This is a genomic window from Frigidibacter sp. ROC022 (assembly GCF_024723735.1).
In the GTDB taxonomy this organism is placed as follows: Bacteria; Pseudomonadota; Alphaproteobacteria; order Rhodobacterales; family Rhodobacteraceae; genus SLM-1.
The window spans coordinates 42,666-65,435 of the sequence record NZ_JANQDU010000007.1; the positions used below are offsets into that span (position 1 = coordinate 42,666).

Genomic DNA, 22,770 nt, shown 5'->3' on the forward strand with positions numbered 1-22,770 from the left:
GAATGTCTGAACCGATGACGAATATCGAGATCGAGGATGTGCTGTCCTCGATCCGCAGGCTTGTTTCGGAAGACAGTTCGGAAGCCCGTGCCAAGGCCAAACCGACGCCGCTGATGCTGACACCGGCGTTGCGCATCGCCGACCCGGTAGAGCCCGTCAAACCCGTCAGACCCGTGAAGCCCGCCGAACCGGAAGCCGCCGAGCCCGGGGCCGAATCGGAGGTTGCCGCCGCACCGGAGCCTGTCGCGGAAGACCATGCCGTGTCGGAGGCCGGAGCACAGGCACCGGACGACGAACCGCTGGACAGCCTGTCGGCCGACGCCGAAGCGTTCGAGGATGAATTCGAGGCGCCGGAAGAGTTTCTGGAGGGGCAGGCCGGGCAGGATCTCGATAACTGGTCCGACGAGAGCGTGTTGGCCCAGGTGCGCGAAGAGATCATCACCGAGGAAATCGTCGATGAGATCGCCTTCGTCGAGACGGCTGACGCCCCGACCGGAATGGAAGAGCCCCAGGAGGCCGAAGCGGTCGAAGCCGGGCTGAGCCAGACCGATGTGGCCGGGGCCGAGCCGACTGACGCCGAACTGGCCGAAACCGATGTGCCCGAGGCCGGGCCGACCGAGGCCGCGCTGGCCGAGGCAGAAGTGACCGAGGCCGAGGGCGCCGAAGCGGCGGCGGTTCCGGACCAGGCGGCCGAACCGGCCGACAGCGTCCAGGCCGATGCCGATGAAGAGATAGAGGTGGCGTTCGACGAGGTGGAAGCCGAGGCCGAAGCCTTCTTTTCCCAGCGTGAGGAAATCTCGCTGGAAGACCGGATCGCCGATCTGGAAGCGGCGATCGGCCAGTCGGACGAGGAATTCGAACCGGACGGCTCCGAGGATCAGGATCCGCATATTCCGCAATCGGTCCTGCGCCCGGCGGTCGGAACGGCTGCGGCCGAGGCCTGGGACGTGCGCGCCGAACCGCCGGTCAGTGACCTGCCCGAGGCGGTCGCCGAGCAGGAAGCGGCTGCGGAGAACGAGGCCGAGGCCCCGGCCGATGCGGACGCGCCGCGGGACGACGGCGAAAGACTGGTCGAAGAGGCGCTGATCGACGAGGACTCGCTGCGCGACATCGTCGCCGAACTGGTGCGGCAGGAACTGCGCGGCGAATTGGGCGAACGCATCACCCGCAATGTCCGCCGCCTGATCCGGCGCGAGATTCACCGTGCCCTGGCGCTGCAGACCCTTGAAGAAGACGACTGACGCGCGGCTCAGCGCCGGTCCGTGACCTCGGCGGCCAGCGCGGCGATCCGGTCCAGGTCCAGATGTGTCGAGAGATGCGCGGCCAGTGCGTCCAGCGTCGTCTCGACCCCGGCCTCGTAGTCCAGTCCCGAAGCGGTGCCGCCCAGCCGGGCCAGGAACGCGGCCCGGAAGTCGTCGCTGGCGAACAGACCGTGCCAGTAGCAGCCCATGACGCGCCCGTCGGCAGAGGCGGCCCCCTCTGTCTCTCCGGCGGTGCCGATCCAGCCCCGCGCGCGATCCGGCCCCTCGCTGCGGCCGATATGTATCTCGTAGCCCCGGATCGGCGCACCGGTCGGCAGATACAGGCCCTGGGCCGGTGTCAGCCGCTTGTCGGGGACCATCACGGTCTCGATGTCCAGCAGCCCCAGCCCCGGCACCCGGCCCGGCGGGCCTTCGACGCCCTCGGGGTCGTCGATCCAGCGGCCCAGCATCTGATAGCCGCCGCAGAGCCCCAGAACATGGCCGCCGCGCCGGCAATGCGCGGTCAGGTCCACATCCCAGCCCTCGGCCCGGAAGGCCGCCAGATCGGCCGTGGTGGACTTGGAGCCGGGCAGCAGCACAAGCGCGGCATCGCCGGGCAGGGGACGGCCCGGCGGCACGATCTCGACCGTGACGCCGGGTTCGGCCATCAGCGGGTCTATATCGTCGAAATTGGCGATCCGGGGGAACTGCGGCACCGCGATCTTCAGGGCACCGCCCGCCTGTCCGCGCAGGTCGAGCACGTCTTCGGCGGGTAGCCGTCGCGCCGCGTCGAACCAGGGGATCACCCCGAGCGAGGGCCAGCCGGTGCGCTGCACGATTTCGGCCAGCCCGCCGTCGAACAAGCGCGGGTCGCCGCGAAACTTGTTCACCGCGAAGCCGCGGATCATCGCGGCGTCCTCCGGGTCCAGCACCGCGCGGGTGCCGACCAGCTGCGCGATCACCCCGCCGCGGTCGATGTCGCCCAGCAGGATCACCGGCACGGCCGCGGCGCGGGCGAAGCCCATGTTGGCGATGTCGCCGGCACGCAGGTTGATCTCGGCCGGAGAGCCGGCGCCCTCGACCAGCACGAGGTCGGCGCCGGCGGCCAGGCGGTGGAAACTGTCCAGCACCGGGGTCATCAGCTCGGGCTTGCGGGCGCCATAGTCGGCGGCGCGCAGCGTGGCCCAGCGTCGGCCCTGCACGATGACCTGGGCCCCGGTTTCCGATTCGGGCTTCAGCAGCACCGGATTCATGTCGATCACCGGCGCCCGGCCCGCTGCCCGCGCCTGAAGCGCCTGGGCCCGGCCGATCTCGCCGCCGTCCTCGGTCACCGCCGCGTTGTTGGACATGTTCTGCGGCTTGAACGGCGCCACCCGCAGCCCTTGACGGGTGAAGGCCCGTGCCAGCCCGGCCACGATCAGCGATTTGCCGACATTCGAGCCGGCCCCCTGAATCATGATCGCCTTGGCCATTGCCCGCGGTCCCCAGCCTGTCGTTCCCGCCCGGTCTTGCCCGCTGTTGCGGGAGGGCGCAAAGGAAATATGCCCAAACGAAAAGCGCGCCCGGTCAGGGCGCGCCTTTTTCAGATCGTCGGATGTCGCGTGTCAGGCCGCTTCGGCAGCCTCGGCCGCGGCTTCGGCGGCGTGCCGACGCTCGCTCTCCTCGCGCGACAGCGCGACAGAGGTGCGGACACCCTTCGACACGAATTCCATCAGGCCGGCGACAACCCGCTCGTTCGGGTCGATCCCGGCGCAGGACAGGACTTCACGGCCATCGCGCGAACGCGCCCAACGGGCGATCTGGTCGGGGCCGTTGCCGTACTTCTTGTCGTCGGCAATGGCATCATCCAACGCCGCCAGAACCACCGCGGCAAAGAGTTTGCGCGCCCGCTGGCCCTGCTCGTTGTTGAAAGCCGTTCCGTCAACGAAATCTCTCATCTCGTCTTCCTTGTTCTTGCTCTTGCATTTTTCAGACGTGCCGCCCCTTATGGACCATTTCGGCCGATTCGGCATTACCCTTTCGGAATGGCAGGCATGTCATCAGTGCATGGCTGGCCCGTCAAAGCTACCAATATTGGTGCGCAATGGGCGAGTATTCGCGCATATATAGACCCTGCCATGAATCCGTCAAGCTTTTGCCGAACGAATGCCGCAGAGCAGCGTTTACCGCTAACGGCCTTCCCTTGGGGAAGTCGAGTCCCGCCTTCCGGCAACCCTCGACACAACATGGTGCGGCTTCGCCACAGGTCAAGTCACCCAAGCAGGTGCGGGTTAACGAGTCCCTAATGACGCATCGGCGGGGCCGGATTCCGGCCCGAATGCAAACGGGGCCCCGAAGGGCCCCGCCGCAATCCTGAAGCCGCCAAAGGGCGGCCGGCCCCGGGGGCCTATTCTTCTTCGGCTTCCGTCTCTTCGACTTCTTCCGCCTCGTCCTCGCCTTCCGACGAACGCAGGCCAGACGGCGCCGCGATGTTGGCGATGACGAAGTTGCGCTTGATCGTCGGAACCACGCCCTTCGGCAGGGTGACGTCGCCGATATGGATCACGTCGCCGACTTCGCGGCCGGTCAGGTCCACGGTGATGTGATCCGGGATCTCCGAGGCCAGCACTTCCAGCTCGACTTCCGGGCGCACGACGACCAGCGTGCCGCCCTTCTTCAGGCCCGGCGCCTCTTCGTGACCTTCGAAGTTCACGTGGATGTACAGCTTGATTCGCGAGTTCTGATGCAGCCGCATCAGGTCGATATGCGTCGGCAGGTCCTTGACCACGTCCTTCTGCACGCTGCGGCAGATTACGCGGACATCGTCGTGACCTTCGACCTTGAGGTTCCAGAGCGTCGAAAGGAAACGCCCGGCCCGAAGCCGCTTCAGAAGCAGGTTGTAGTCTATGTTGATCGGCAGCGGGTCGATGCCGCCGCCATAAACGATACCAGGTACGGCGCCGTTGCGGCGAGCTTGACGGGCGGCCCCCTTGCCTGTCCCCGTCCGTACCGTGGCGATCAGATCAGGGATCTTTCCAGCCATGGGTCTTCTCCATCTAAAATCGCGGCCCTCCTCCAAGGGTGCAGGCGCCGCATGAGCGCTGCCCTATAGTGCAGAACCGCGCCGCAGGGAAGCAGAATATCGGCGCAGGCGGGCAGGGAGCGCGGCCGGTGGACCAGGATGCCGCAATCTACCATTCTGCGCGCAATCGTGCTTTTGTATACTTGCCGTACGGTGCCGGTCGCATTCCGGCGGCCGGGCGGGGGCGGCAACAGGGAGGCGCTGCGTGACCAAACGGACCAACGAGTTGATCAACTATGATTTTGTCACCGCCCGGGGGGATGACGACTCGCTGTTGCTGGACACCCGCGTCAAGAAGGATGCCGAGGCGACCCGTGCCGCGATCCTGACGGCAGCGACCTACGAATTCTCGGAATACGGGGTCTCGGGCGCCCGGATCGACCGGATCGCGGCGCGCGCCCAGGCCAACAAATCGCTGATCTACAGCTATTTCGGCGACAAGGAAGCGCTCTACGCCATCGTTCTGCGCTCGGCCTATGCCCAGATCCGCGCCGGTGAACGCGAACTGGACCTGTCCTCGCTGGAGCCGGTCGAGGCGATCCGCGAACTGGTCCGCTTCACCTATGAGCACTACATCAAGTCGCCCTGGTTCCTGCGCCTGCTGGCCGGCGAGAACCTGCGCCGCGGCGAGACGGTGCGCGGCATCGAGGATATCCGCGACCTGCAGTCGCCGCTGAAACAGGTGGTCGAAGGCATCCTGGAGGAAGGGAGGGCCCAGGGGCTGTTCCGCGACGATGTCGGGCCGACCGAACTCTACCTGCTGATTGCCTCGCTGTTCTACTTCCCCTTGTCGAACAAATACACGATCGAGGTGGTCTTCGAGGTCGATACCCAGTCCGAGGCCTGGAGCAAGGCATTGCTGAAGCGGTCGCAGGATCTGGTGATTGCCTTCCTGAGGCCCCCCGACAGCCAAGAGGGCTGAGGGCGCAAATGCGCGGGACGCAGGGTTGCGGTGGAAAAAACCAACTGGTTAGAACATTAGAGAATGTGTATGCAGGGGAAAATGCCCCGGCAAAGGAGAGACAGCATGGACACGCGGCGCATCGGGATCATCATGCATGGTGTGACCGGCCGGATGGGAATGAACCAGCACCTGATCCGTTCGGTGCTGGCGATCATGGCCGAGGGGGGCGTGACGCTGTCGGACGGCAGCCGTCTGATGCCCGACCCGATCATCGTCGGGCGCAATGCCCACAAGGTTCAGGCCCTGGCCGAGAAACATGGCATCCGGCGTTGGTCGGCCGATCTCGACGCGGCGCTCGGCAACCCCGAGGACACGGTGTTCTTCGATGCCGCCTCGACGAAACTGCGCCCGGAACTGCTGCGCAAGGCGATCGACGCCGGCAAGCATGTCTATTCGGAAAAGCCGGTCTCGGAGAGCCTGGAGGACGCGATCGCCATCGCCCGCCATGCCCAGGCCAAGGGAATCAAGCACGGCATCGTGCATGACAAGCTCGACCTGCCGGGGCTGCGGAAGCTGCGGCGGCTGCGCGATTCGGGCTTCTTCGGGCGCATCCTCTCGGTCAAGGGCGACTTCGGCTACTGGGTCTTCGAAGGCGACTGGATGCCGGCGCAACGCCCGTCCTGGAACTACCGGGCCAAGGACGGCGGCGGCATCGTCGCCGACATGCTGTGCCACTGGCGCTATGTGCTGGACAACGTCATCGCGCCGGTCAGGTCGGTCTCCTGCACCACCGCCACCCATATTCCGACCCGATGGGACGAGACCGGAACGGAATACAGGGCCGACGCCGACGACGCCGCCTATGCGACCTTCCTGCTCGAAGGCGATATCGTCGCCCAGATCAACTCGAGCTGGTGCACCCGGGTGCGTCGCGACGATCTCGTGACCTTCCAGATCGACGGCACCCATGGCTCGGCCGTGGCGGGGCTGCACAAATGCTTCTCGCAGCACCGGGTGAACACCCCGAAACCGGTCTGGAATCCCGATATGCCGCAGACGCTGGACTTCTTCGAGGGCTGGGAAGAGGTGCCCGACAACCAGCATTTCGACAATGGCTTCAAGGTCCAGTGGGAGGCCTTCCTGCGCCATGTCGCCGAGGATGCCCCCTTTACCTATACCCTGGCCGAAGGCGCCAAGGGCGTGCAGCTGGCCGAGGCCGGATACCAGAGCGCGCGCGAGCGCCGCTGGATCGACCTCCCGGACCTGGGGCTGTGACCATGCAGGTGCTGCTTCCCGACGCCTCGGGCCGGATCGCGCCCTTCACCCTGCACGCCGGTCCCCGGCCGGAACAGACCGGCGGCTGGACCCGGACCGCCTATGCCGCGGCGCATGTCGTGGCCGACCCCTTCGCCGATGTCGATCCCTGGCTGGGCGGCGCGGTGGACTGGGAGGCGACCATGGCCTTCCGCCGCCATCTCTGGTCGCTCGGATTCGGCGTCGCCGAGGCGATGGACACCGCGCAGCGCGGCATGGGGCTGGACTGGCCGACCTCGCTGGAACTGATCCGACGTTCGGTCGCCGAGGCCAGGGCCGACGGGCATCTCATTGCCTGCGGCGCCGGCACCGACCATCTGGCGCCGGGCGCCGATGTCACGCTGGCGCAGGTGATCGAGGCCTATGAAGAGCAATGCGCGGCGGTCGAGGCGACCGGCGGTCGGGTGATCCTGATGGCCTCGCGGGCGCTGGTCCGGGCGGCCCGCGGCCCCGAGGACTATGCCACGGTCTACGGCCGGGTTCTCTCGCAGCTCCGGCAACCGGCGATCCTGCACTGGCTGGGCGAGATGTTCGACCCGGCGCTGGAAGGCTATTGGGGCAATGCCGACCACATGGCGGCGATGGAGACCTGCCTGCAGGTGATCGGCGCCAATGCCGACAAGGTAGACGGGATCAAGATCTCGCTGCTTTCGGCGGAAAAGGAAATCGCGATGCGCCGCCGCCTGCCGAAGGGCGTCCGGATGTATACCGGCGACGATTTCAACTATCCGGCGCTGATCGCCGGGGACGAGCAGGGCCATTCCGACGCGCTGCTGGGGATCTTCGATCCGATCGCCGGCGCCGCCGCGCGCGCACTCTCGGCCCTCGGCGCCGGGGACATGCAGGGCTATGCCGAGGCATTCGATCCGACCGTGCCGCTGTCGCGGCATGTCTTCAAGGCGCCGACGCGGTTCTACAAGACCGGCGTGGTCTTCCTCGCCTATCTCACCGGCCACCAGTCGCATTTCACCATGATCGGGGGCCAGGAAAGCGCCCGCTCGACCCTGCATCTGGCCGAGATCATCCGCCTCGCCGATGCCGCCGGTCTGTTCCCCGACCCCGAGTTGACCGCGCCCCGGATTCGCGCCGTCATGGCCGCCCGGGGGGTCGCCTGATGCCGGCCCCGGCCGGCTTCATCTTCGAAATATCCCGGGGGTGAGGCCGCAGGCCGAGGGGGCAGCGCCCCCTTCGCCCGGTCCCGCCCCGTTCCGCCGCTGCCAGGAGAGCCCGCCGATGAAACCCGTCACAGCCGACCGAATCTCGCTCAACACCGCGACGGTGAAGGCGCAATGGGGTCTTGCCGAATGTATCGAGGGCGCCGCGCGGCACGGTTTCGGCGGCATCTCTCCCTGGCGCGACGTGCTGGCCGAGATGGGCACCACCGCCGCCGCCCGGGCGATCCGCGATGCCGGGCTGGCGGTCTCGGGCCTCTGCCGCGGCGGCTGGTACACGGCCGAGGGGGCGCTGACCCAGGCGGTGATGGATGACAACCGCCGTGCCGTGGACGAGGCCGCCGAGCTTGGCGCCGCCTGCCTGGTCATGGTGGTCGGCGGGCTGTCCGAAGGCTCCAAAGACCTGCCCGCCGCCCGCGCCATCGTCGCCGAGGGGCTGGCGCGGACGCTCGAACATGCCCGCGGCGCCGGAGTGCCGATCGCCATCGAGCCGCTGCATCCGATGTATGCCGCCGACCGCGCCTGCGTGAACACCACGGCCCAGGCGCTCGACCTCTGCGATGCTCTGGGCGAGGGCATCGGCCTGGCGCTGGACGCCTATCACGTCTGGTGGGACCCGGAACTGGCGGCCCAGATCGCCCGGGCGGGCCGGGAAAGATTGCTGGCCTTCCATGTCTGCGACTGGCTGGTGCCGACCCGCGACCTGCTGACCGATCGCGGCATGATGGGCGACGGGGTGGTCGATCTGAAGGGCTTCCGCGGGATGGTCGAGGCGCAGGGGTTCGAGGGGCTGGTCGAGGTCGAGATCTTCTCGGCCCGGGACTGGTGGGCCCGCGATGCCGACGAGGTCCTGGCCACCGTCGCGGCGCGCTGTCTGGAGCATTGTTGAACGGCGGGGAGGACCGCAGGCCCATGGTGCGTGCGAGCACGCACCCTACCCGTTCGGGATAAAGCTGCCGCCCCCGCCGCGAGCCGCCTCGTAGGGTGCGTGCTTGCACGCACCGCTCCGCCGCAGGCCCGGACCTACAGCGGCCAGAAGAACAGGATCGCCGGCACTCCGCTGGCGACCACGATGATCTCCAGCGGCAGGCCCATCCGCCAGTAGTCGCCGAACTTGTAGCCGCCGGGCCCGAGGATCAGCATGTTGTTCTTGTGCCCGATCGGGGTCAGGAAGGCGCAGGAGGACGCCACCGCCACCGCCATCAGGAACGGGTCGGGAGAGGCCTCCAGCCCGTGCGCCATGGCCACTGCCACCGGCGCTGCGACGATCGCCGTGGCGGTGTTGTTCAGCACGTCCGACAGCGACATCGTGACCATCATCAACAGTGTCAGCACCGCCCAGGACGGCAGGCTGCCCGACAGCCACAGCAGACCGTCGGCGATCAGCTGGGTGCCGCCCGAGGTCTCCAGCGCGCTGCCCAGCGGGATCATCGAGCCCAGCAGCACGATCACCGGCCAGCTGATGTTGTCGTAGAGTTCGCCCAGCGGCAGGATGCCCAGCAGCACGAAGCCGACCACCACCGCGCCCAGGGCCACCGGCAGATAGACCAGCCCCAGCGAGGCCAGCAGGACCGCCGCCGCGAACAGGCCGATGGCGCTCCAGGTCTTGCTGTCCTGGGTCACCGCCAGGCCGCGGTCGGCCAGGGTCAGGGCGCCGATCCAGTCGGCCACGTCGCTGGCGGATTCCTCGGGCACCAGCATCAGCAGGATATCCCCCGCTGCGATCGGGGTCTGCCGGACGCGCGTCGTCAGCCGCTTTCCCTGACGCGATATCCCCAGCAGGACCGAGCGTTGGCGCCAGAACAGCCCCATGGCCTGCGCCGACTTGCCGACGATCCGGGCGCCCTCCGGCACCACCAGCTCGACCATGTTGAGCCCCGGCGCCTCGGCCTTGAGCTTTGCCTCGCGATCCTCCTCGGCCAGCTTCAGCTTCAGCATGGCGCGGAACTCCTCCAGCGCTTCCGGCCCGGCCTCGACGACCAGCGCATCCCCGGCCTGAAGCACCGTGTTCCGCTGGATGCCGCGCAGCCGCTTGCCGCCGCGCGCGATGCCCAGCAGCGCGACATCGGCCTTCTCGGCCTCGTCCTCGAGTTCGGCCAGCCGCTGGCCGACCACATCGGCGCCTTCCGGCACGATCAGTTCGGCCAGATAGATCGAGAGATCTCCGCCCTGGCCGGCGCCGCTGCCCGGCGACGGGATCAGCCGCCAGCCGATCAGCGCCACGAAGACCAGCCCGATCAGCGCCACGGTGATCCCGACCGGGGCGAAGTCGAACATCTGGTAGGGTTCGCCCACCAGCGTGCCGCGCATCTGGGCGATGATGATGTTCGGCGGGGTGCCGATCAGCGTTGCCATGCCGCCCAGGATGGTGGCGAAGGACAGCGGCATCAGCGTCAGCCCGGGATGGCGCCCGGCCTTCTTGGCGGTGGCGACATCGACCGGCATCAGCAGCGCCAGCGCCGCGACATTGTTCATGAAGGCCGAGAGCACGCCGCCGACGGTGCCCATCACCGCGATATGGGCCCCGACCGAGCGGCCGGTGTCGATCAGGGTCCGGGTGATCAGCAGCACCGCGCCCGAGCGCACCAGCCCGGCCGAGACCAGCAGCACCAGCGCCACGATCATCACCGCGGGATGGCCGAAACCGGCAAAGGCGTCATGCTCGGGCACCACACCCAGCAGCACTCCCGCGACCAGCGCGGTGAAGGCGACGAGGTCATAGCGCCAGCGGCCCCAGAGCAGGCCGGCAAAGACCAGGGCAAACAGCGAGAAGAGAATGATTTGATCGCGGTCCATTGCAGGGTTCTAGCACGGCTGCGGCCAAGGTCACGCGCGCTTTGAGAGCGCGGGCTTGCAGCCCCCTTGGCCTTCGCGCTATGCACCGGCGCGAACCTCATCAAGCCGGAGACCACAATGGCAGGCCATTCCAAATGGGCCAACATCCAGCACCGCAAGGGCCGGCAGGATGCAGTGCGCTCGAAACAGTTCTCGAAATTCTCGAAAGAGATCACCGTCGCCGCCAAGATGGGCGATCCCGACCCCGACAAGAACCCGCGCCTGCGTCTTGCGGTCAAGGAAGCCCGCGCCAACTCGATGCCCAAGGACAATATCGAGCGGGCGATCAAGAAGGCGACCGGGGGCGATGCCGAGGATTACGAGGAAATCCGCTACGAGGGTTACGGCCCGAACGGCATCGCGATCATCGTCGAGGCGATGACCGACAACCGCAACCGGACCGCGTCGAACGTGCGCTCGATCTTCAGCAAGCACGGCGGGAACCTGGGCGAGACCGGATCGGTCAGCTTCATGTTCGACCGCAAGGGCGAGGTCAGCTATCCGGCTTCGGTCGGTGACGCCGAGACGGTGATGATGGCGGCGATCGAAGCCGGTGCCGAGGATGTCGAGAGCGACGAAGAGGGGCACTGGATCTATTGTGCCGATACCGACCTGAACGAGGTCTCCACGGCGCTGGAGGCGGTGCTGGGCGAGAGCGAGTCGACCAAGCTGGTCTGGAAGCCGCAGACGATCACCATGCTGGACCTTGAGGGCGCGCAGAAGATCTCGAAGCTGATCGAGGCCCTGGAAGACGACGACGACGTGCAGAACGTGACCGGGAATTTCGACATCCCCGAGGATGTGGCCGAGCAGCTCTGAGCCCTGAAATCTGCCTGTCCCCATGGGGACGGGGGGTCAAGTTGCTGGAATCGTTATAAAAGCCCTGCGGACGGCCATCCTGGTTAATGGAATGTGACCGGGGTCGTGACGGGACGCGGCGGCATCGGGTGGTGCGTGCGAGCACGCACCCTACCTCCGAGACACTCCCCGGCCGGGCAGGCGGGAGCAGGGTTCCGCCCGGGGACAGGGCGCGGTTCTTGCATTTGCGGCGCAAGCCGCCAGACTGCCCCGGGGAGGCCGCAGGATGAAGACGCGAAGCATGGGGTGTTGCATCTCGGGCGGCGGCCCCGCCGGGCTGATGCTGGGCTATCTGCTGGCCCGGGCCGGTGTCGAGGTCACGGTGCTGGAAAAGCACGCCGATTTCCTGCGCGACTTTCGCGGCGACACGATCCACCCCTCGACGATGGAGCTGATGGCGCAGCTCGGCCTGCTGACGGAATTCCTGAAGCTGCCGCATAGCAAGTTCGACCGGATGACCTTCGACTTCGACGGTCAGGTGGTGCCGGTGGCGGATTTCTCGACCCTCGACGTGGCCGCACCCTATGTGGCGATGATGCCGCAATGGGATTTTCTCGATTTCATTGCAGACCGGGCGCAGGCGCTGCCGAACTTCCACCTGCGGATGCGGACCGAGGCGCGGGGCCTGCTGATGGACGGCGAACGGGTGGTCGGTATCCGCGCCGAGGGGCCGAAGGGGCCGCTGGAGATCCGTGCCGAGCTGAGCGTGGCCGCCGATGGGCGGCATTCCGTGCTGCGTGAGGCGGCGGGGCTGGAGAGCCGGTGTTTCGGCACCCCGATCGACGTGTTGTGGTTCCGGCTGTCGATGAAGCCGGACGATCCGGACGGCTCTTTCGGACGGATGCGGGCCGGGCGGATCGCGGTGCTGCTCAACCGGGGCGACTACTGGCAATGCGCCCAGGTGGTGCCCAAGGGCGGCATCACAGATCAATGGTATTTCAATAACTTACCTGGCAGTGGGACAGATTTTTGTCCTATAGTTAATTGTATTTTCTTAGTTTGAAGTCCCACCGAAAATGAAGGTGAGTTGCGGTAGGGCGCCTTAGACTTTAATGCCCCGTTCGCGGCCTATGTGGTGTAGCCCAGTGTTCACGACACCACTCATTCCCAACCCCGTCGAATATCGGTGCGGTGACATTCGGGGCAGTGCACTGGGGAGGTCGGCCTGTCCAATCGCCGGGCTTCGCGCTGCTCCTCTGCGTCCAGTACCTCGTTCTCGAAGCGGTGGCCGCAATTCTTACAACGAAAACGAACGGTCTCAGTCATAAGTCACCCCCGCCTGGTCTAGAAATTCCGCCCAGAGGGACTCGGCAGCGGACTCCGGGCTCAAGCGCTGGCGCTCCTGACCGAAGCCCATCAGCGTTCCACCGCTGAGGAACTGCTCGTACTCATCGGCCTCGACTGAGAATCCACCTTGGGCAGTGTTTTCACCTGCATTTTCGGAGAACGAGTAATAGATGTCGCCGAAGCCACCGTAACCGTTGGCACAGTGAACAGTGATGTGTGCGGTCCCCCGATCCCTGACACGGTTTACAATCGTGCATCCAAAAGTCGTCGGGGAACGGGACGCGAAGCGCCCGCGTAAGTCCTCGATGGAGTCAATCTCGGCGGTCGCGCGCTGAAAATAATCTCGGATGGTCGCGAAAGCGGACTCACGATACTCGCTACGGTCTATTTGATCAAAATCGCGCTTTACACGATAGCGCCGTTCGCTGGTTGCGGCAGTCGGCTGCGACGCGACGGTAGCATTGATTTCTTCTGCCGGCTCGGCATCCCGAGTTTGCACGATCCGCCGCAGCGCTTTCACGATGTCTAGGTAGGCGTTGTTGGCATTTGTCCACTCGCTAACAGGCTTGCCATCATGCGGCAGTGCCTTGAGCCTCCTCAAAGGCGAAGAAGTCCAGTCGCAGGGCTCGATGATAATCGGTACCACTCTGGCTTCGTTGGCCTCGTGCCGCTCCAAAGCCCGTTGCATTTCACGTTCGACGCAGTAGTCGGAAGCGAGAAAGTCCGGACTTACGAGAAGCAGGAACAGCTCGCAGGTCTCCAACTCGGCGGCAATCTCGGCGTCAATCTCGCTGCCGCCAAGAATCTCGCGGTCGAACCAAGCTTCGAGCAGGCCATCACGGCGCAACGTTGCCAAATGCGTGTGAAGTCTCTCTAAGGCCGCGCCGTCCTTGTGCGAGTAGGAAATAAAGGCCCTCATTCCAACCATTCCCGCACCACTCAATGCTTCTTGTCACGCGGCGGGAACGGATCGCGGCCAGGCGCAACCGTGTCCGAGTCGCGCCACTTTCCGTCACGTCCTTGAATGCGAACTTCTCCGCCGCCTTGGTTTGACACCGTGCGCTTCGCGGCAGCCTCCGCTTCGCGCTGCGTTCCATGAACGCTACTTGCCCTGTCGGCGCCGGGCGCCTTAACCGCCCATCCTTTCGGATGCTTCGTTACGTACCTGTCTGTCATTGCAGTCTCCTTCTCTTGACATCGATTTTAGATCGGTATATAAACTATACCCATATAGTTTTAATGTCAATAGTGTAACTAGTCAGTCTCACGGAAAGGGGCAGCTATGAAAGTGCGCGGCAAAGAACTCATCCTGAGCGCGTCCGACCTCGTCGGCCATTTGAATTGCGCCCATATGACCGAGCTTGATCTCGGAGTGGCGAGTGGCGCACTAAAGAAGCCATCGGTCTGGGACCCCCTTCTAGAAATTCTGCGCGAACGCGGGCGTCGCCATGAAAAGAGCTTCATCGACCACCTTGAGGCCGAGGGTTTAGCAACGCGCGTCATTGACGGCGTAGACATCACCGCGGACGCGTTCGCCGAAACGAAAGCAGCGATGGCCGATGGTGTAGAGGTTATTGTGCAGGCAGCACTTCAGCACGGTCGTTGGGCTGGACGTGCTGACATATTGAGGCGTGTCGAAACTCCGAGCGGTCTCGGCGAGTGGTCCTATGAGATCATCGACACCAAGCTCGCTCGTGAAACCAAAGCGGGGTCGGTCCTACAGCTCTGTCTGTATGCAGACCTGCTTGAGAAAGCGCAGGGTCTGGCTCCGAAGCATATCTACGTCGTCGCTCCCTGGTCGAATTTCGAGCCGCAAGAGTTCCGGTATGCGGACTATGCAGCCTACTTCAGGAAGGCGAAAACCGCGATCGAAGAGGCGACCACAATCGATGCGCCTCCAGCCCTTTATCCCGAGCCAAAGGAACACTGCGATATGTGCCGCTGGCGTGAACGGTGTGATGCACGCAGGCGTGAAGACGACCATCTGTGTCTTGTCGCAGGGATCAGCAAGAACCAGCGAACGGAACTACAGGAGAACGGCATTTCAACCGCGGCGGCGCTTGCCGCCATGCCTGTGCCTATGCCGTGGAAGCCGCAGCGCGGTGCCCCGCTTTCCTATCATAAGGCGCGCGAGCAAGCCCGCATACAAATCGAGTCGCGTGCTGCGGGCAAAACGCTCTATGAGCTGCTCCCTGCCGTGCAGGATATCGGTCTATGCCTTTTGCCAGAGCCATCGGAGGGTGACATCTTTTTCGACATCGAGAGTGATGTTCTTGTAGGCGAGCACGGCCTCGAATATCTCTTCGGTTACAGCTACCGGGACGAGAATGGGGCGTGGGCCTACACCGCCGACTGGGCGTTTGACCGCGAACGTGAAAAAGAGATTTTCGAGTGCTTTGTGGATTTCGTGACGGAGCGTCAGAAGACATACCCTGACCTGCATATCTACCATTACGCAGCTTACGAGCCGGGAGCCCTGAAGCGGTTGATGGGCCGCTACGCCACCCGCGAATCCGAGATTGATGATTTCCTGCGCGGCGACTTGCTTGTCGATCTCTACGCCGTGGTCCGCAACGCGCTACGCGCAGGCGTAGAAAGCTACTCGATTAAGAAGCTTGAGCCTCTGTACGGCTTCGAGCGAAACACCGACCTCCCGGATGCCAATATGGCACTTGCCAGCCTGCAAGCAGGGCTAGAGCTCGGCGATATCGAAAACGTCAGCACCGAGGACTGCGCGACGGTGCAGTCCTACAATGAAGATGACTGCAACTCTACAATGGCGCTGCGAGACTGGCTCGAAGAGCGGCGGCAAGAGATCATAGATTCAGGGACAGATGTCTCGCGACCGGCTCCATCGGATCAACAAGCCAGCGACGAACTGACCGAGCGGCAGGAGGCCATTCAGGCGCTAGTTGAGAGTCTTACACGCGACATTCCCGCCGACATTGAGGAGCGGAGCGTCGAACAGCAGGCGCGATGGATTCTGGCCTACTTGCTCGACTGGCATCGCCGCGAGCAAAAGGCAACCTGGTGGGAGTATTTCCGGCTTGCCGACCTCACCGCCGAAGAATTGATTGACGAGCGCGTCGCACTTTCCGGTCTGACTTACATGGCAACAGTTGACCAGACCAAAACGGGTATTCCGATCGATCGCTACCGTTTTCTGCAGCAAGACACCGACCTGCGCGGCGAGGAAGGCCTGCGGCGAGTGGGCGGCGATTCCATTGGAACGGCCGTCATGATTGATAGCGAGGCGCGTACGATCGACATCAAGAAGACCAAACAAACCGCAAATGTTCACCCGGCAGGCGTCTTTGCTTTTCAGAACTTCGACCACAAAGAACAAGCGGACGCCCTCTTCCGTATCGGAGAATTTGTTGCCGAACACGGCATCCTCGGCGATGGTCCCTTTCAGGCTGCTCGGTCTTTACTCCTGCGTGAGCCGCCACGCCTTGGCGGCCAACCAATCCGGCTGACCGAAGAGCTTCCCCTCGATGCAGGCGTTCGTATCGCCGACTATCTCGGAGAGGGAATCTTGCCCATACAGGGACCACCCGGCACGGGCAAGACCCACACAGGCGCGCATATGATTTGCCGTCTGGTCGAGCGCGGCAAGAAAGTTGGGATCACAGCAAACTCGCACAAGGTCATCCGCAATCTGCTCAACAAGATCGTCACGGTTGCCGATGAAAAGGGCATCGCGCTCACTTGCATACAGAAACCCGGCGAACAGGAACCGGACCAGAAACGCCTGATCTTTGCCCGCAAGAACGAAGATGTCTTCACCGCGCTTTCTACCAATCGTGCACACGTCGCGGGTGGGACAAGCTTCCTTTGGTCGCGCAATGATGCCGCAGACACACTCGACGTGCTGGTGGTCGATGAAGCTGCGCAGATGTCACTCGCCAATGTGATCGCCGTGTCACAAAGCGCCCGCACCGTGATTTTGCTCGGCGATCCGCAGCAGCTCGATCAACCGACACAGGGCTCCCATCCTGATGGCACGGGTGTTTCATCTCTTCAGCATGTTCTAGGCCAAGAGCACACGATTGCCGGCGATCGCGGTCTGTTCCTAGAACAGACGTGGCGTCTCCATCCCGATATTTGCGCTCTAAACTCCGAGCTATTCTACGATGGGAAGCTTGCGGCCAAGCTGGACTGTGCGCGGCAGAAAATCAATGCCAGCGGCCCGATCAGTGGCAGCGGTTTGCGCTACCTTCCAGTGCATCATACCGGCAATCGCAGCTCTTCGATCGAAGAAGCGGAGACTACCGCGAAGCTAGTGAACGATATCGTCGCAAGCCAGCCAACATGGATCGACCGCGACGGCGACGAGCATGCAGTCAGGCTTGAGGACATCCTCATTATCACACCCTACAACGCGCAGGTCTTCGAGATTCAGCAGCGTCTGCCGGGCGCACGGGTCGGCACCGTAGACAAGTTCCAGGGCCAGGAAGCGCCGATCGCTATCTACTCGATGGCGACATCAAGCTATGCTGACGCGCCCCGCGGTATGGAATTTCTCTACAGCGCCAATCGTTTCAACGTTGCGATTTCCCGCGCACAATGCGTCGCCATTCTGATCGCTTCCCCGGACATCTTCGAGGCTGACTGCAAGACTCCTCGCCAGATGCAACTTGCAAACGGATTCTGTCGCTATCTTGAGCTTGCACAACCTGTTGCTCTTTAACGGCATCGAGGGACCAGCAGCGATGACCTTCAATATTGCAAGCGGAGTTAGATGAGCTTCGCATTGCCACTAGAGTCGATCTGAACGATTGCTCCAACACGTCGGTAGACCGTAGCACCATCGGAAAATTTCGCGCGTACTACTTGCGCATGAGCGTCTGCCAACAATGTAAAGGTAGCGTTTTCTGCAGCCCCCGCCGCAGCAGGCCCAGCACCGATCATCAGCCCACCTCCATTCGTCAAAACGAAACGATCATGGAAGTCTTCGCCTCCGGCAATCTGCTCCCATTCATAGAGCTGCAATTTGAACCCAACAGGGATCATTCCCTTCGTCAAGCGCGGTGCGTCTCGTGCAAGCAGAATATCCGGAGGTCGACTATCGTGAGTTCGGAAATGGATCTTTATCGTCTTGCCTCCGAAGCCTGCGCCTGACAACTTGGCAAGTAGAGCTGCCAGCGGACCCATGAAATCACCTTTTGCCGGGCGTAAGTCAAAAAATGGATCAACGATATCGACCTCCGTTGCCGGGGCGACCAATCCGAACAATGCATCGGCGATATCGGCGGCAACACGACCAACATCGCGGCTAATCTGAGCTTCGATCAGAGCGTTCTCTTCATCGCAATCATCCGATACTAAGGCCTCGGCGCACCCAGTGGGCTTGTCAGAACAAATAATTGCGCGAAATGGACGCGCGGCATGTTCCCGCAAAGCATTTTCAATCCAAGGATTGTCTGGATCGTAGGCTCTGCCGAAATCAACGACGCGAATCTTCCTGGTCGCCTTTAGTCGCTCGACCATGCTGGCCAGCTTGATATCGGAAACACCGGCATCTGCGGCGGCGGCGAGGACTTCCTTCTCCCACTTCGGAGGAAGTCGCGAAATCAACCTGCCCTTATCAAAGCCGAACTTTTCGATGAGAAACCTGAAAGTGTTCCAATCTGCCCCAATTGCCGCAGGCTCAACAGCGTATTCCGAATGCACTAGAACAGCTCCTCCGCACGTTCGTCAAAGAAGCCTTGTGGCCAGCGGTCGAGGAAATCGCCATCCTCTGAAACGCGCAGCGGCTTGAACCGAACACCTTCGAGCCCGCTCTCCACATAGATGACCGACAGATCATCGGGCGTAATCCCATCAAATCCAGGCGGGACTTCGTTGTCCGTTTGCTCGCGAATCCGGCGCAAAAGCCGAAGCATGATGTGCTCACTGTGGGTCTCCACGATGAGAGACTTGCCCGAGAACAATCGATCAGGATCGCTGCGAACAGCGCGGATGAACAGATCCCCCATACCAACCTGAATCGCGGGATGGACGTGAAGCTCCGGTTGCTCAATAGAAAGAATTCCATCCGCTTTTCGCAAGCTGGCAACAACCACCGGAACCATTTGCGAGATGCCGACGCCAACATCGCCAGGAGCGACCAGAATACCTTTTTCGAAATCACGAAGTGCGATTTCGGAACGTGTCTTCAAACTGAAGTAGAGCTCCTGAAGCTCGCCTATGTCATCTTCTTGAAGACCACGCTCGAAAACCTGATCGAAGCGACTGGGCACCGGAATTTCGCGAAACTCTACACGCTCCAAGCGATACGTTGTGCGAAGGCGCGTTTCGTCTGAAAGCCATCGATTGACAGCCTCCATCAATTCGCCACTGCGGTCATTGTAGAGAAGGTCCCAAGCTGCGAGACCCTGAGCCCACCGCGCCTCATCCGGGGTGACCTGTGGGCGATAGTTCCGGCTCGGAATATCCCGCAATGGCCCGATGTATGTCGTTTCCGAGAGAAAATCTCGAACTATTCGGGCCGGCCCCAACACCAATTCGGATAGAAGCGCGCGCAACCCGTTCACACGCGGCGTGCGCTCCTCCAACTCTGCCTTCGACACGTCTGGATCGCGAATATCAAGCGCCAAGTCTTTGTCCAACGCCGGCAGGGCGCCGCGCAGCGTGGCAACGGCAATCCGAAGCTGATCATCCGGAGTCTTCGGCGTTGAGCGATCCGCCGCGGCCTCCCGAGCAAGCACCCAAATCTCATCTTCAAGTGGAGAGGAAGCCGCTAGCTCCTCTCCGCCTTCTTCAGCCAATTCGTCCGGGCGGACAGCCCGACGGAGCAAGCGATGGTCAAAGTTGAAATCAGTCAATTGCGCCCGTCCAGCCTGTGGGGGCGAGATAATTGACGCCACGGGCTCGCCATCAAGCTCGACAGAGAGCCTCGCCACATAGGGCGCCTGTTCACGTTCACTCCAACGGACTTCAACCTCTAGAGCGCATCCCTGAACGACCGCGTAGTCCTCGAACTCTGCGCTCTCACCAAGTAGATAGCGCAGTTGAAGCTCGGAGAATTCAGGATCACCCAGAGACAACCCATCGTTTAGCGGCAGAGCGTCAGTTCCCTGCTCCTCCTGCATGTCCATTTCCAGTTTGATCGTAACAGCACGATCGAGTTCATGGTTGTGAACAAGCGTCGCAAAGCCGCCGAGATCGATGAGACCGCCGGCTATCGTCCTATCGGGATCGACATTTCCGCGATCAAGAACTTCACGTAGGTAGTGCAGTGCCTGGAGGATTGTACTCTTGCCGGCGCTGTTCGGACCAAAAAGCAACGTGATAGGCCGAAGATCGATGACCTGACGGCCACTAATACCTTTGAAATTCGCAATCTCTATCCTGGTCAAACGCATCGCAGCACCTCAAAGCTCGCCGCGAAAGGCGCGTTGCGACAAGGCATCGAACATTTGGCTCGCTTCGTTCAAGGAAGCACTGAGACGAGCTCGCATTGCTCCGAACTTTTGCGTGATTGCAACGAATTCGCTTTGAAGGTTATCGCCTGGCACCAGAATTGGCAGCGCCTGCAAACGTGACGTGTCAAGCCGTTTTGTCCCGTGGGCCGCCGTGTCCACTTGGCTTAGAATCCTATTATGAAGAACCTTGAGGCTCCAAAATCCAAACATTGGATCAATTTCAGAATTGAACTTCACCGCCTTCATGTCCTGATTGATGGCCACCTCTCTTTGCGTCAGGGCAATTGGAACGGTGTGCGCAAGGATCATACCCCGCACAACTATCAACGGCGTGTTTGCAGGTATTCGTTTGAGACTGGTTTCAGAAAACACTACTTCAGAAACATGATCCTCCGCATCGTAGATCAAGTCTACTTTCATGTCTTTGGGCGACACCCAAGGGAAGTTCCCTTCCCAATAGTCGGCTCGTTTCTTGCTGGGCGTCCCGCCAGAAATGAAGCTTGCAACTTCACCCAGTGTTTGTTGCCAATACCCGTGTGGATTCCGCACAGGATCACCAAACATCTCTAAAAACGCTGAACCGAGAAGATCGTCAGAGATACGAAGAGCAGCTTCGCGTTTTCGACGAATACCATCGGCCTTGTCCAGAATCTCAGCGATCGTTTGTTGCTCATGAAAATCGAAATCTGGAATATCCAACTTCTTGAAGCGCTTCACATCCAAGTTGGAAATATTGGTCGTTTGACGTCCCAAATGTCGTATCGCATGCTGAGTGGCGGGATTTGTTAGCCAATGATACAAGAAGCGGGGATGCGTCTTGCCTTTCTTCGGGCGAACAATTGAGATGAAACCCCCAGCTGTTGCTAGATAGTCAAGATCACCAACGTAGCTGCATTTGCCGACGAGTTCCCAACTATTTGCGCTAGAAACCAAGACATCGCCAGGTTTCAAATATTTTTTTTCGTCCCTCATTATGGACTTTGGAATCGCGATCAAATCAGACTCATCCAAGTCTCGTTGCACGTTCTTTGTCCGCATGCATACAACTGCATCCTCCCTGCTCACATCGACGAGCTGATCAGGTTTGAAGGTGATGCCTCGGATAAAATCCATCACATCATCCAATTGAACCATGTTGGTCATCCAAGCATTCTCCTCAAATCAGCCAGATCATCAGAGATTTCTTGGTTGAGGTCATTCAGCCGCCCAAGGATCACGAGTGGAGAATCGAATTTGAGGTCTTCATAGCTGTTGTCACTGTAGTGGTTGAGGGAAAGGTCATAGCCTTCATTCCTAATCTCATCGACAGATACAAAGAACGCTTTTGACTTGCGATCCGTATCCTGGGCCGGGTCTCGTGACCGCCAGCGCGCAATACAATCCGGGAGATCATTCTCTGCCACGGGCTCACGCTTATCATCGAGCGAACGGCCATCGGCTTGAACGTCGTAGAAGAAGACGTCTTTCGTCTCCCCACCCTTCGTGAACACGAGGATGCCTGTGGATACGCCAGCATATGGCTTGAAGACACCGCTTGGCAGCGAAATCACTGCCTCCAACTGGTTCTGGTCCACCAGCAGCTCGCGGAGCTGCCGATGCGCCCCGGACGACCCAAATAGCACCCCATCCGGAACAATCGTTGCAGACCGCCCTCCGGTTTTCAGCATCCGCAGTATCAATGCCAAGAAGAGCAGCTCCGTCTTCTTGGTTTTGACCTGGCGCAGGAGACCCGAATGCACATCCTCGAAGTCCAAGCTGCCCTTGAAAGGCGGGTTTGCCAGGATGACATCAAATCCTTCGCTCGCTTGCGCTGGGTAGTGCTCGCTGAACCCCGTGCTGAGCGTGTCCTGATAGTGGATATCGGGATCATCGACGCCGTGAAGCATCAAGTTCATCGCCGCGATACGTAGCATCGTCGCGTCGAAGTCGAAGCCGTGGAACATCTCGCTTCTTATGTGCTTGCGATCATCGTCATCGAGCAAATCGCCGGTATAGATTTTCTCTACCGAACCAGTCTCGGGATCGGTCTCTTCGATAACGGCATCCGGTGAGGTGTTCGTTTCGAGTAGGTACTCCATCACGCTTACCAAGAAGCCGCCGGTGCCGCAGGCCGGATCGCCGATTACGTCGGTGGGCTTCGGCTCAAGCATGTCGACCATCAAACGAATGATGTGCCGCGGCGTGCGAAACTGCCCATTGATCCCCGCCGTGGTCAGCTTGCTGAGCAAGTACTCGTAGAGATCGCCTTTTGTGTCGCCTTCGGTGAGCGGCAACTCGTGGATCATGTTGACGGCCTTCACCAGGAGCCCGGGCTTCTGGATCATCAACTGCGCATCCTTCATAAACTCAGCGAAGGACGAGCCGCTGGCCACGGTCGATTTGAAGTGCGGAAACACTTCATCACGAACGACCGGCAGCATCTCTTCGGCCCCGAGATGCCGGAACTGCGACCAGCGCAAATGCTGCTCATCGTCCTTGAAACGATGGCTGAATGACTTTCCTGTCCGCTTCTCGCGGTTCTCGTCACGCGCCTCATTGATATCGAGAAGACGCGCATACATCAGGAACGTGATCTGCTCGATCACAGTCAGGGGGTTGGTGATCCCGCCCTGCCAGAATTCAGTCCAAAGCGCGTCAACGCGCCGCTTAAGTTCACCCGTGACCATTCTTC

At 61.9% G+C, this 22,770-nt stretch carries 18 protein-coding genes; 8 read left to right on the forward strand and 10 right to left on the reverse strand.

Features of this window, described 5'->3' with window-relative positions:
* Window positions 1-2 precede the first annotated feature (2 nt).
* On the forward strand, window positions 3-1,241 hold the full coding sequence (locus tag NUW50_RS20345) for a hypothetical protein (protein ID WP_258291021.1): 1,239 nt from the start codon (window positions 3-5) through the stop codon (window positions 1,239-1,241).
* Between the two features lie 8 nt (window positions 1,242-1,249).
* Here NUW50_RS20345 and NUW50_RS20350 read toward each other — a convergent pair whose 3' ends face one another.
* The 3 genes from NUW50_RS20350 to NUW50_RS20360 form a co-directional block, all read right to left on the reverse strand.
* The gene (locus NUW50_RS20350) at window positions 1,250-2,713 is read right to left on the reverse strand and encodes a cobyric acid synthase (RefSeq protein WP_258291022.1); all 1,464 of its coding nucleotides are present in this window, start codon (window positions 2,711-2,713) and stop codon (window positions 1,250-1,252) included.
* A gap of 132 nt (window positions 2,714-2,845) precedes the next feature.
* The gene (locus NUW50_RS20355) at window positions 2,846-3,178 is read right to left on the reverse strand and encodes a DUF6280 family protein (protein ID WP_258291023.1); all 333 of its coding nucleotides are present in this window, start codon (window positions 3,176-3,178) and stop codon (window positions 2,846-2,848) included.
* A gap of 449 nt (window positions 3,179-3,627) precedes the next feature.
* Entirely contained in the window at window positions 3,628-4,263 is a 636-nt protein-coding gene (locus NUW50_RS20360; RefSeq protein ID WP_258291024.1) for a 50S ribosomal protein L25/general stress protein Ctc, read from the reverse strand.
* A 244-nt stretch (window positions 4,264-4,507) separates the two neighbouring features.
* Between NUW50_RS20360 and NUW50_RS20365 the strand changes: the two genes are divergently transcribed.
* The 4 genes from NUW50_RS20365 (at window position 4,508) to NUW50_RS20380 (ending at window position 8,581) form a co-directional block, all read left to right on the forward strand.
* A complete protein-coding gene (locus NUW50_RS20365; RefSeq protein ID WP_258291025.1) occupies window positions 4,508-5,224 on the forward strand; it encodes a TetR/AcrR family transcriptional regulator in 717 nt (238 codons plus the stop codon).
* 105 nt (window positions 5,225-5,329) lie between these two features.
* Window positions 5,330-6,481: a Gfo/Idh/MocA family protein gene (locus NUW50_RS20370; protein WP_258291026.1), complete on the forward strand. Its 1,152-nt coding sequence runs from the start codon at window positions 5,330-5,332 to the stop codon at window positions 6,479-6,481.
* Window positions 6,482-6,483: 2 nt separating this feature from the next.
* On the forward strand, window positions 6,484-7,635 hold the full coding sequence (locus NUW50_RS20375) for a dihydrodipicolinate synthase family protein (protein WP_258291027.1): 1,152 nt from the start codon (window positions 6,484-6,486) through the stop codon (window positions 7,633-7,635).
* Between the two features lie 118 nt (window positions 7,636-7,753).
* On the forward strand, window positions 7,754-8,581 hold the full coding sequence (locus NUW50_RS20380; RefSeq protein WP_258291028.1) for a sugar phosphate isomerase/epimerase family protein: 828 nt from the start codon (window positions 7,754-7,756) through the stop codon (window positions 8,579-8,581).
* Between the two features lie 134 nt (window positions 8,582-8,715).
* On the opposite strand, the gene NUW50_RS20385 is transcribed toward NUW50_RS20380, so the two are convergent.
* On the reverse strand, window positions 8,716-10,488 hold the full coding sequence (locus NUW50_RS20385; RefSeq protein WP_258291029.1) for an SLC13 family permease: 1,773 nt from the start codon (window positions 10,486-10,488) through the stop codon (window positions 8,716-8,718).
* Between the two features lie 117 nt (window positions 10,489-10,605).
* On the opposite strand from NUW50_RS20385, the gene NUW50_RS20390 reads away from it, so the two are divergent.
* Complete coding sequence (locus tag NUW50_RS20390) at window positions 10,606-11,346, forward strand: YebC/PmpR family DNA-binding transcriptional regulator (protein ID WP_258291030.1); 741 nt, start codon at window positions 10,606-10,608, stop codon at window positions 11,344-11,346.
* A gap of 265 nt (window positions 11,347-11,611) precedes the next feature.
* On the forward strand, window positions 11,612-12,388 hold the full coding sequence (locus tag NUW50_RS20395; protein ID WP_258291031.1) for an FAD-dependent oxidoreductase: 777 nt from the start codon (window positions 11,612-11,614) through the stop codon (window positions 12,386-12,388).
* 255 nt (window positions 12,389-12,643) lie between these two features.
* Here the strand turns inward: NUW50_RS20395 and NUW50_RS20400 are convergent, their stop codons facing one another.
* Both NUW50_RS20400 and NUW50_RS20405 read right to left on the reverse strand, forming a co-directional pair.
* The gene (locus NUW50_RS20400) at window positions 12,644-13,591 is read right to left on the reverse strand and encodes a toll/interleukin-1 receptor domain-containing protein (RefSeq protein ID WP_258291032.1); all 948 of its coding nucleotides are present in this window, start codon (window positions 13,589-13,591) and stop codon (window positions 12,644-12,646) included.
* A 20-nt stretch (window positions 13,592-13,611) separates the two neighbouring features.
* The gene (locus NUW50_RS20405; RefSeq protein ID WP_258291033.1) at window positions 13,612-13,848 is read right to left on the reverse strand and encodes a DUF2188 domain-containing protein; all 237 of its coding nucleotides are present in this window, start codon (window positions 13,846-13,848) and stop codon (window positions 13,612-13,614) included.
* Between the two features lie 106 nt (window positions 13,849-13,954).
* Here NUW50_RS20405 and NUW50_RS20410 point away from each other — a divergent pair, with 106 nt between their 5' ends.
* Window positions 13,955-17,362: a TM0106 family RecB-like putative nuclease gene (locus tag NUW50_RS20410; protein ID WP_258291034.1), complete on the forward strand. Its 3,408-nt coding sequence runs from the start codon at window positions 13,955-13,957 to the stop codon at window positions 17,360-17,362.
* 47 nt (window positions 17,363-17,409) lie between these two features.
* On the opposite strand, the gene NUW50_RS20415 is transcribed toward NUW50_RS20410, so the two are convergent.
* From NUW50_RS20415 to NUW50_RS20430, 4 genes are read right to left on the reverse strand one after another with little or no spacing between them, the layout of a single operon-like run.
* Window positions 17,410-18,345, reverse strand: coding sequence for a hypothetical protein (locus NUW50_RS20415; RefSeq protein ID WP_258291035.1), 936 nt, complete (start codon window positions 18,343-18,345; stop codon window positions 17,410-17,412).
* Window positions 18,345-20,039: an AAA family ATPase gene (locus NUW50_RS20420; RefSeq protein ID WP_258291036.1), complete on the reverse strand. Its 1,695-nt coding sequence runs from the start codon at window positions 20,037-20,039 to the stop codon at window positions 18,345-18,347. The genes NUW50_RS20415 and NUW50_RS20420 overlap by 1 nt, the downstream gene beginning before the upstream one ends.
* Window positions 20,040-20,048: 9 nt before the next feature.
* Window positions 20,049-21,242, reverse strand: a complete 1,194-nt coding sequence (locus tag NUW50_RS20425; RefSeq protein ID WP_258291037.1) for a restriction endonuclease subunit S — start codon at window positions 21,240-21,242, stop codon at window positions 20,049-20,051.
* Complete coding sequence (locus NUW50_RS20430) at window positions 21,239-22,765, reverse strand: type I restriction-modification system subunit M (RefSeq protein ID WP_258291038.1); 1,527 nt, start codon at window positions 22,763-22,765, stop codon at window positions 21,239-21,241. Before NUW50_RS20430 ends, NUW50_RS20425 begins: the two co-directional genes overlap by 4 nt.
* Window positions 22,766-22,770: the final 5 nt, after the last annotated feature.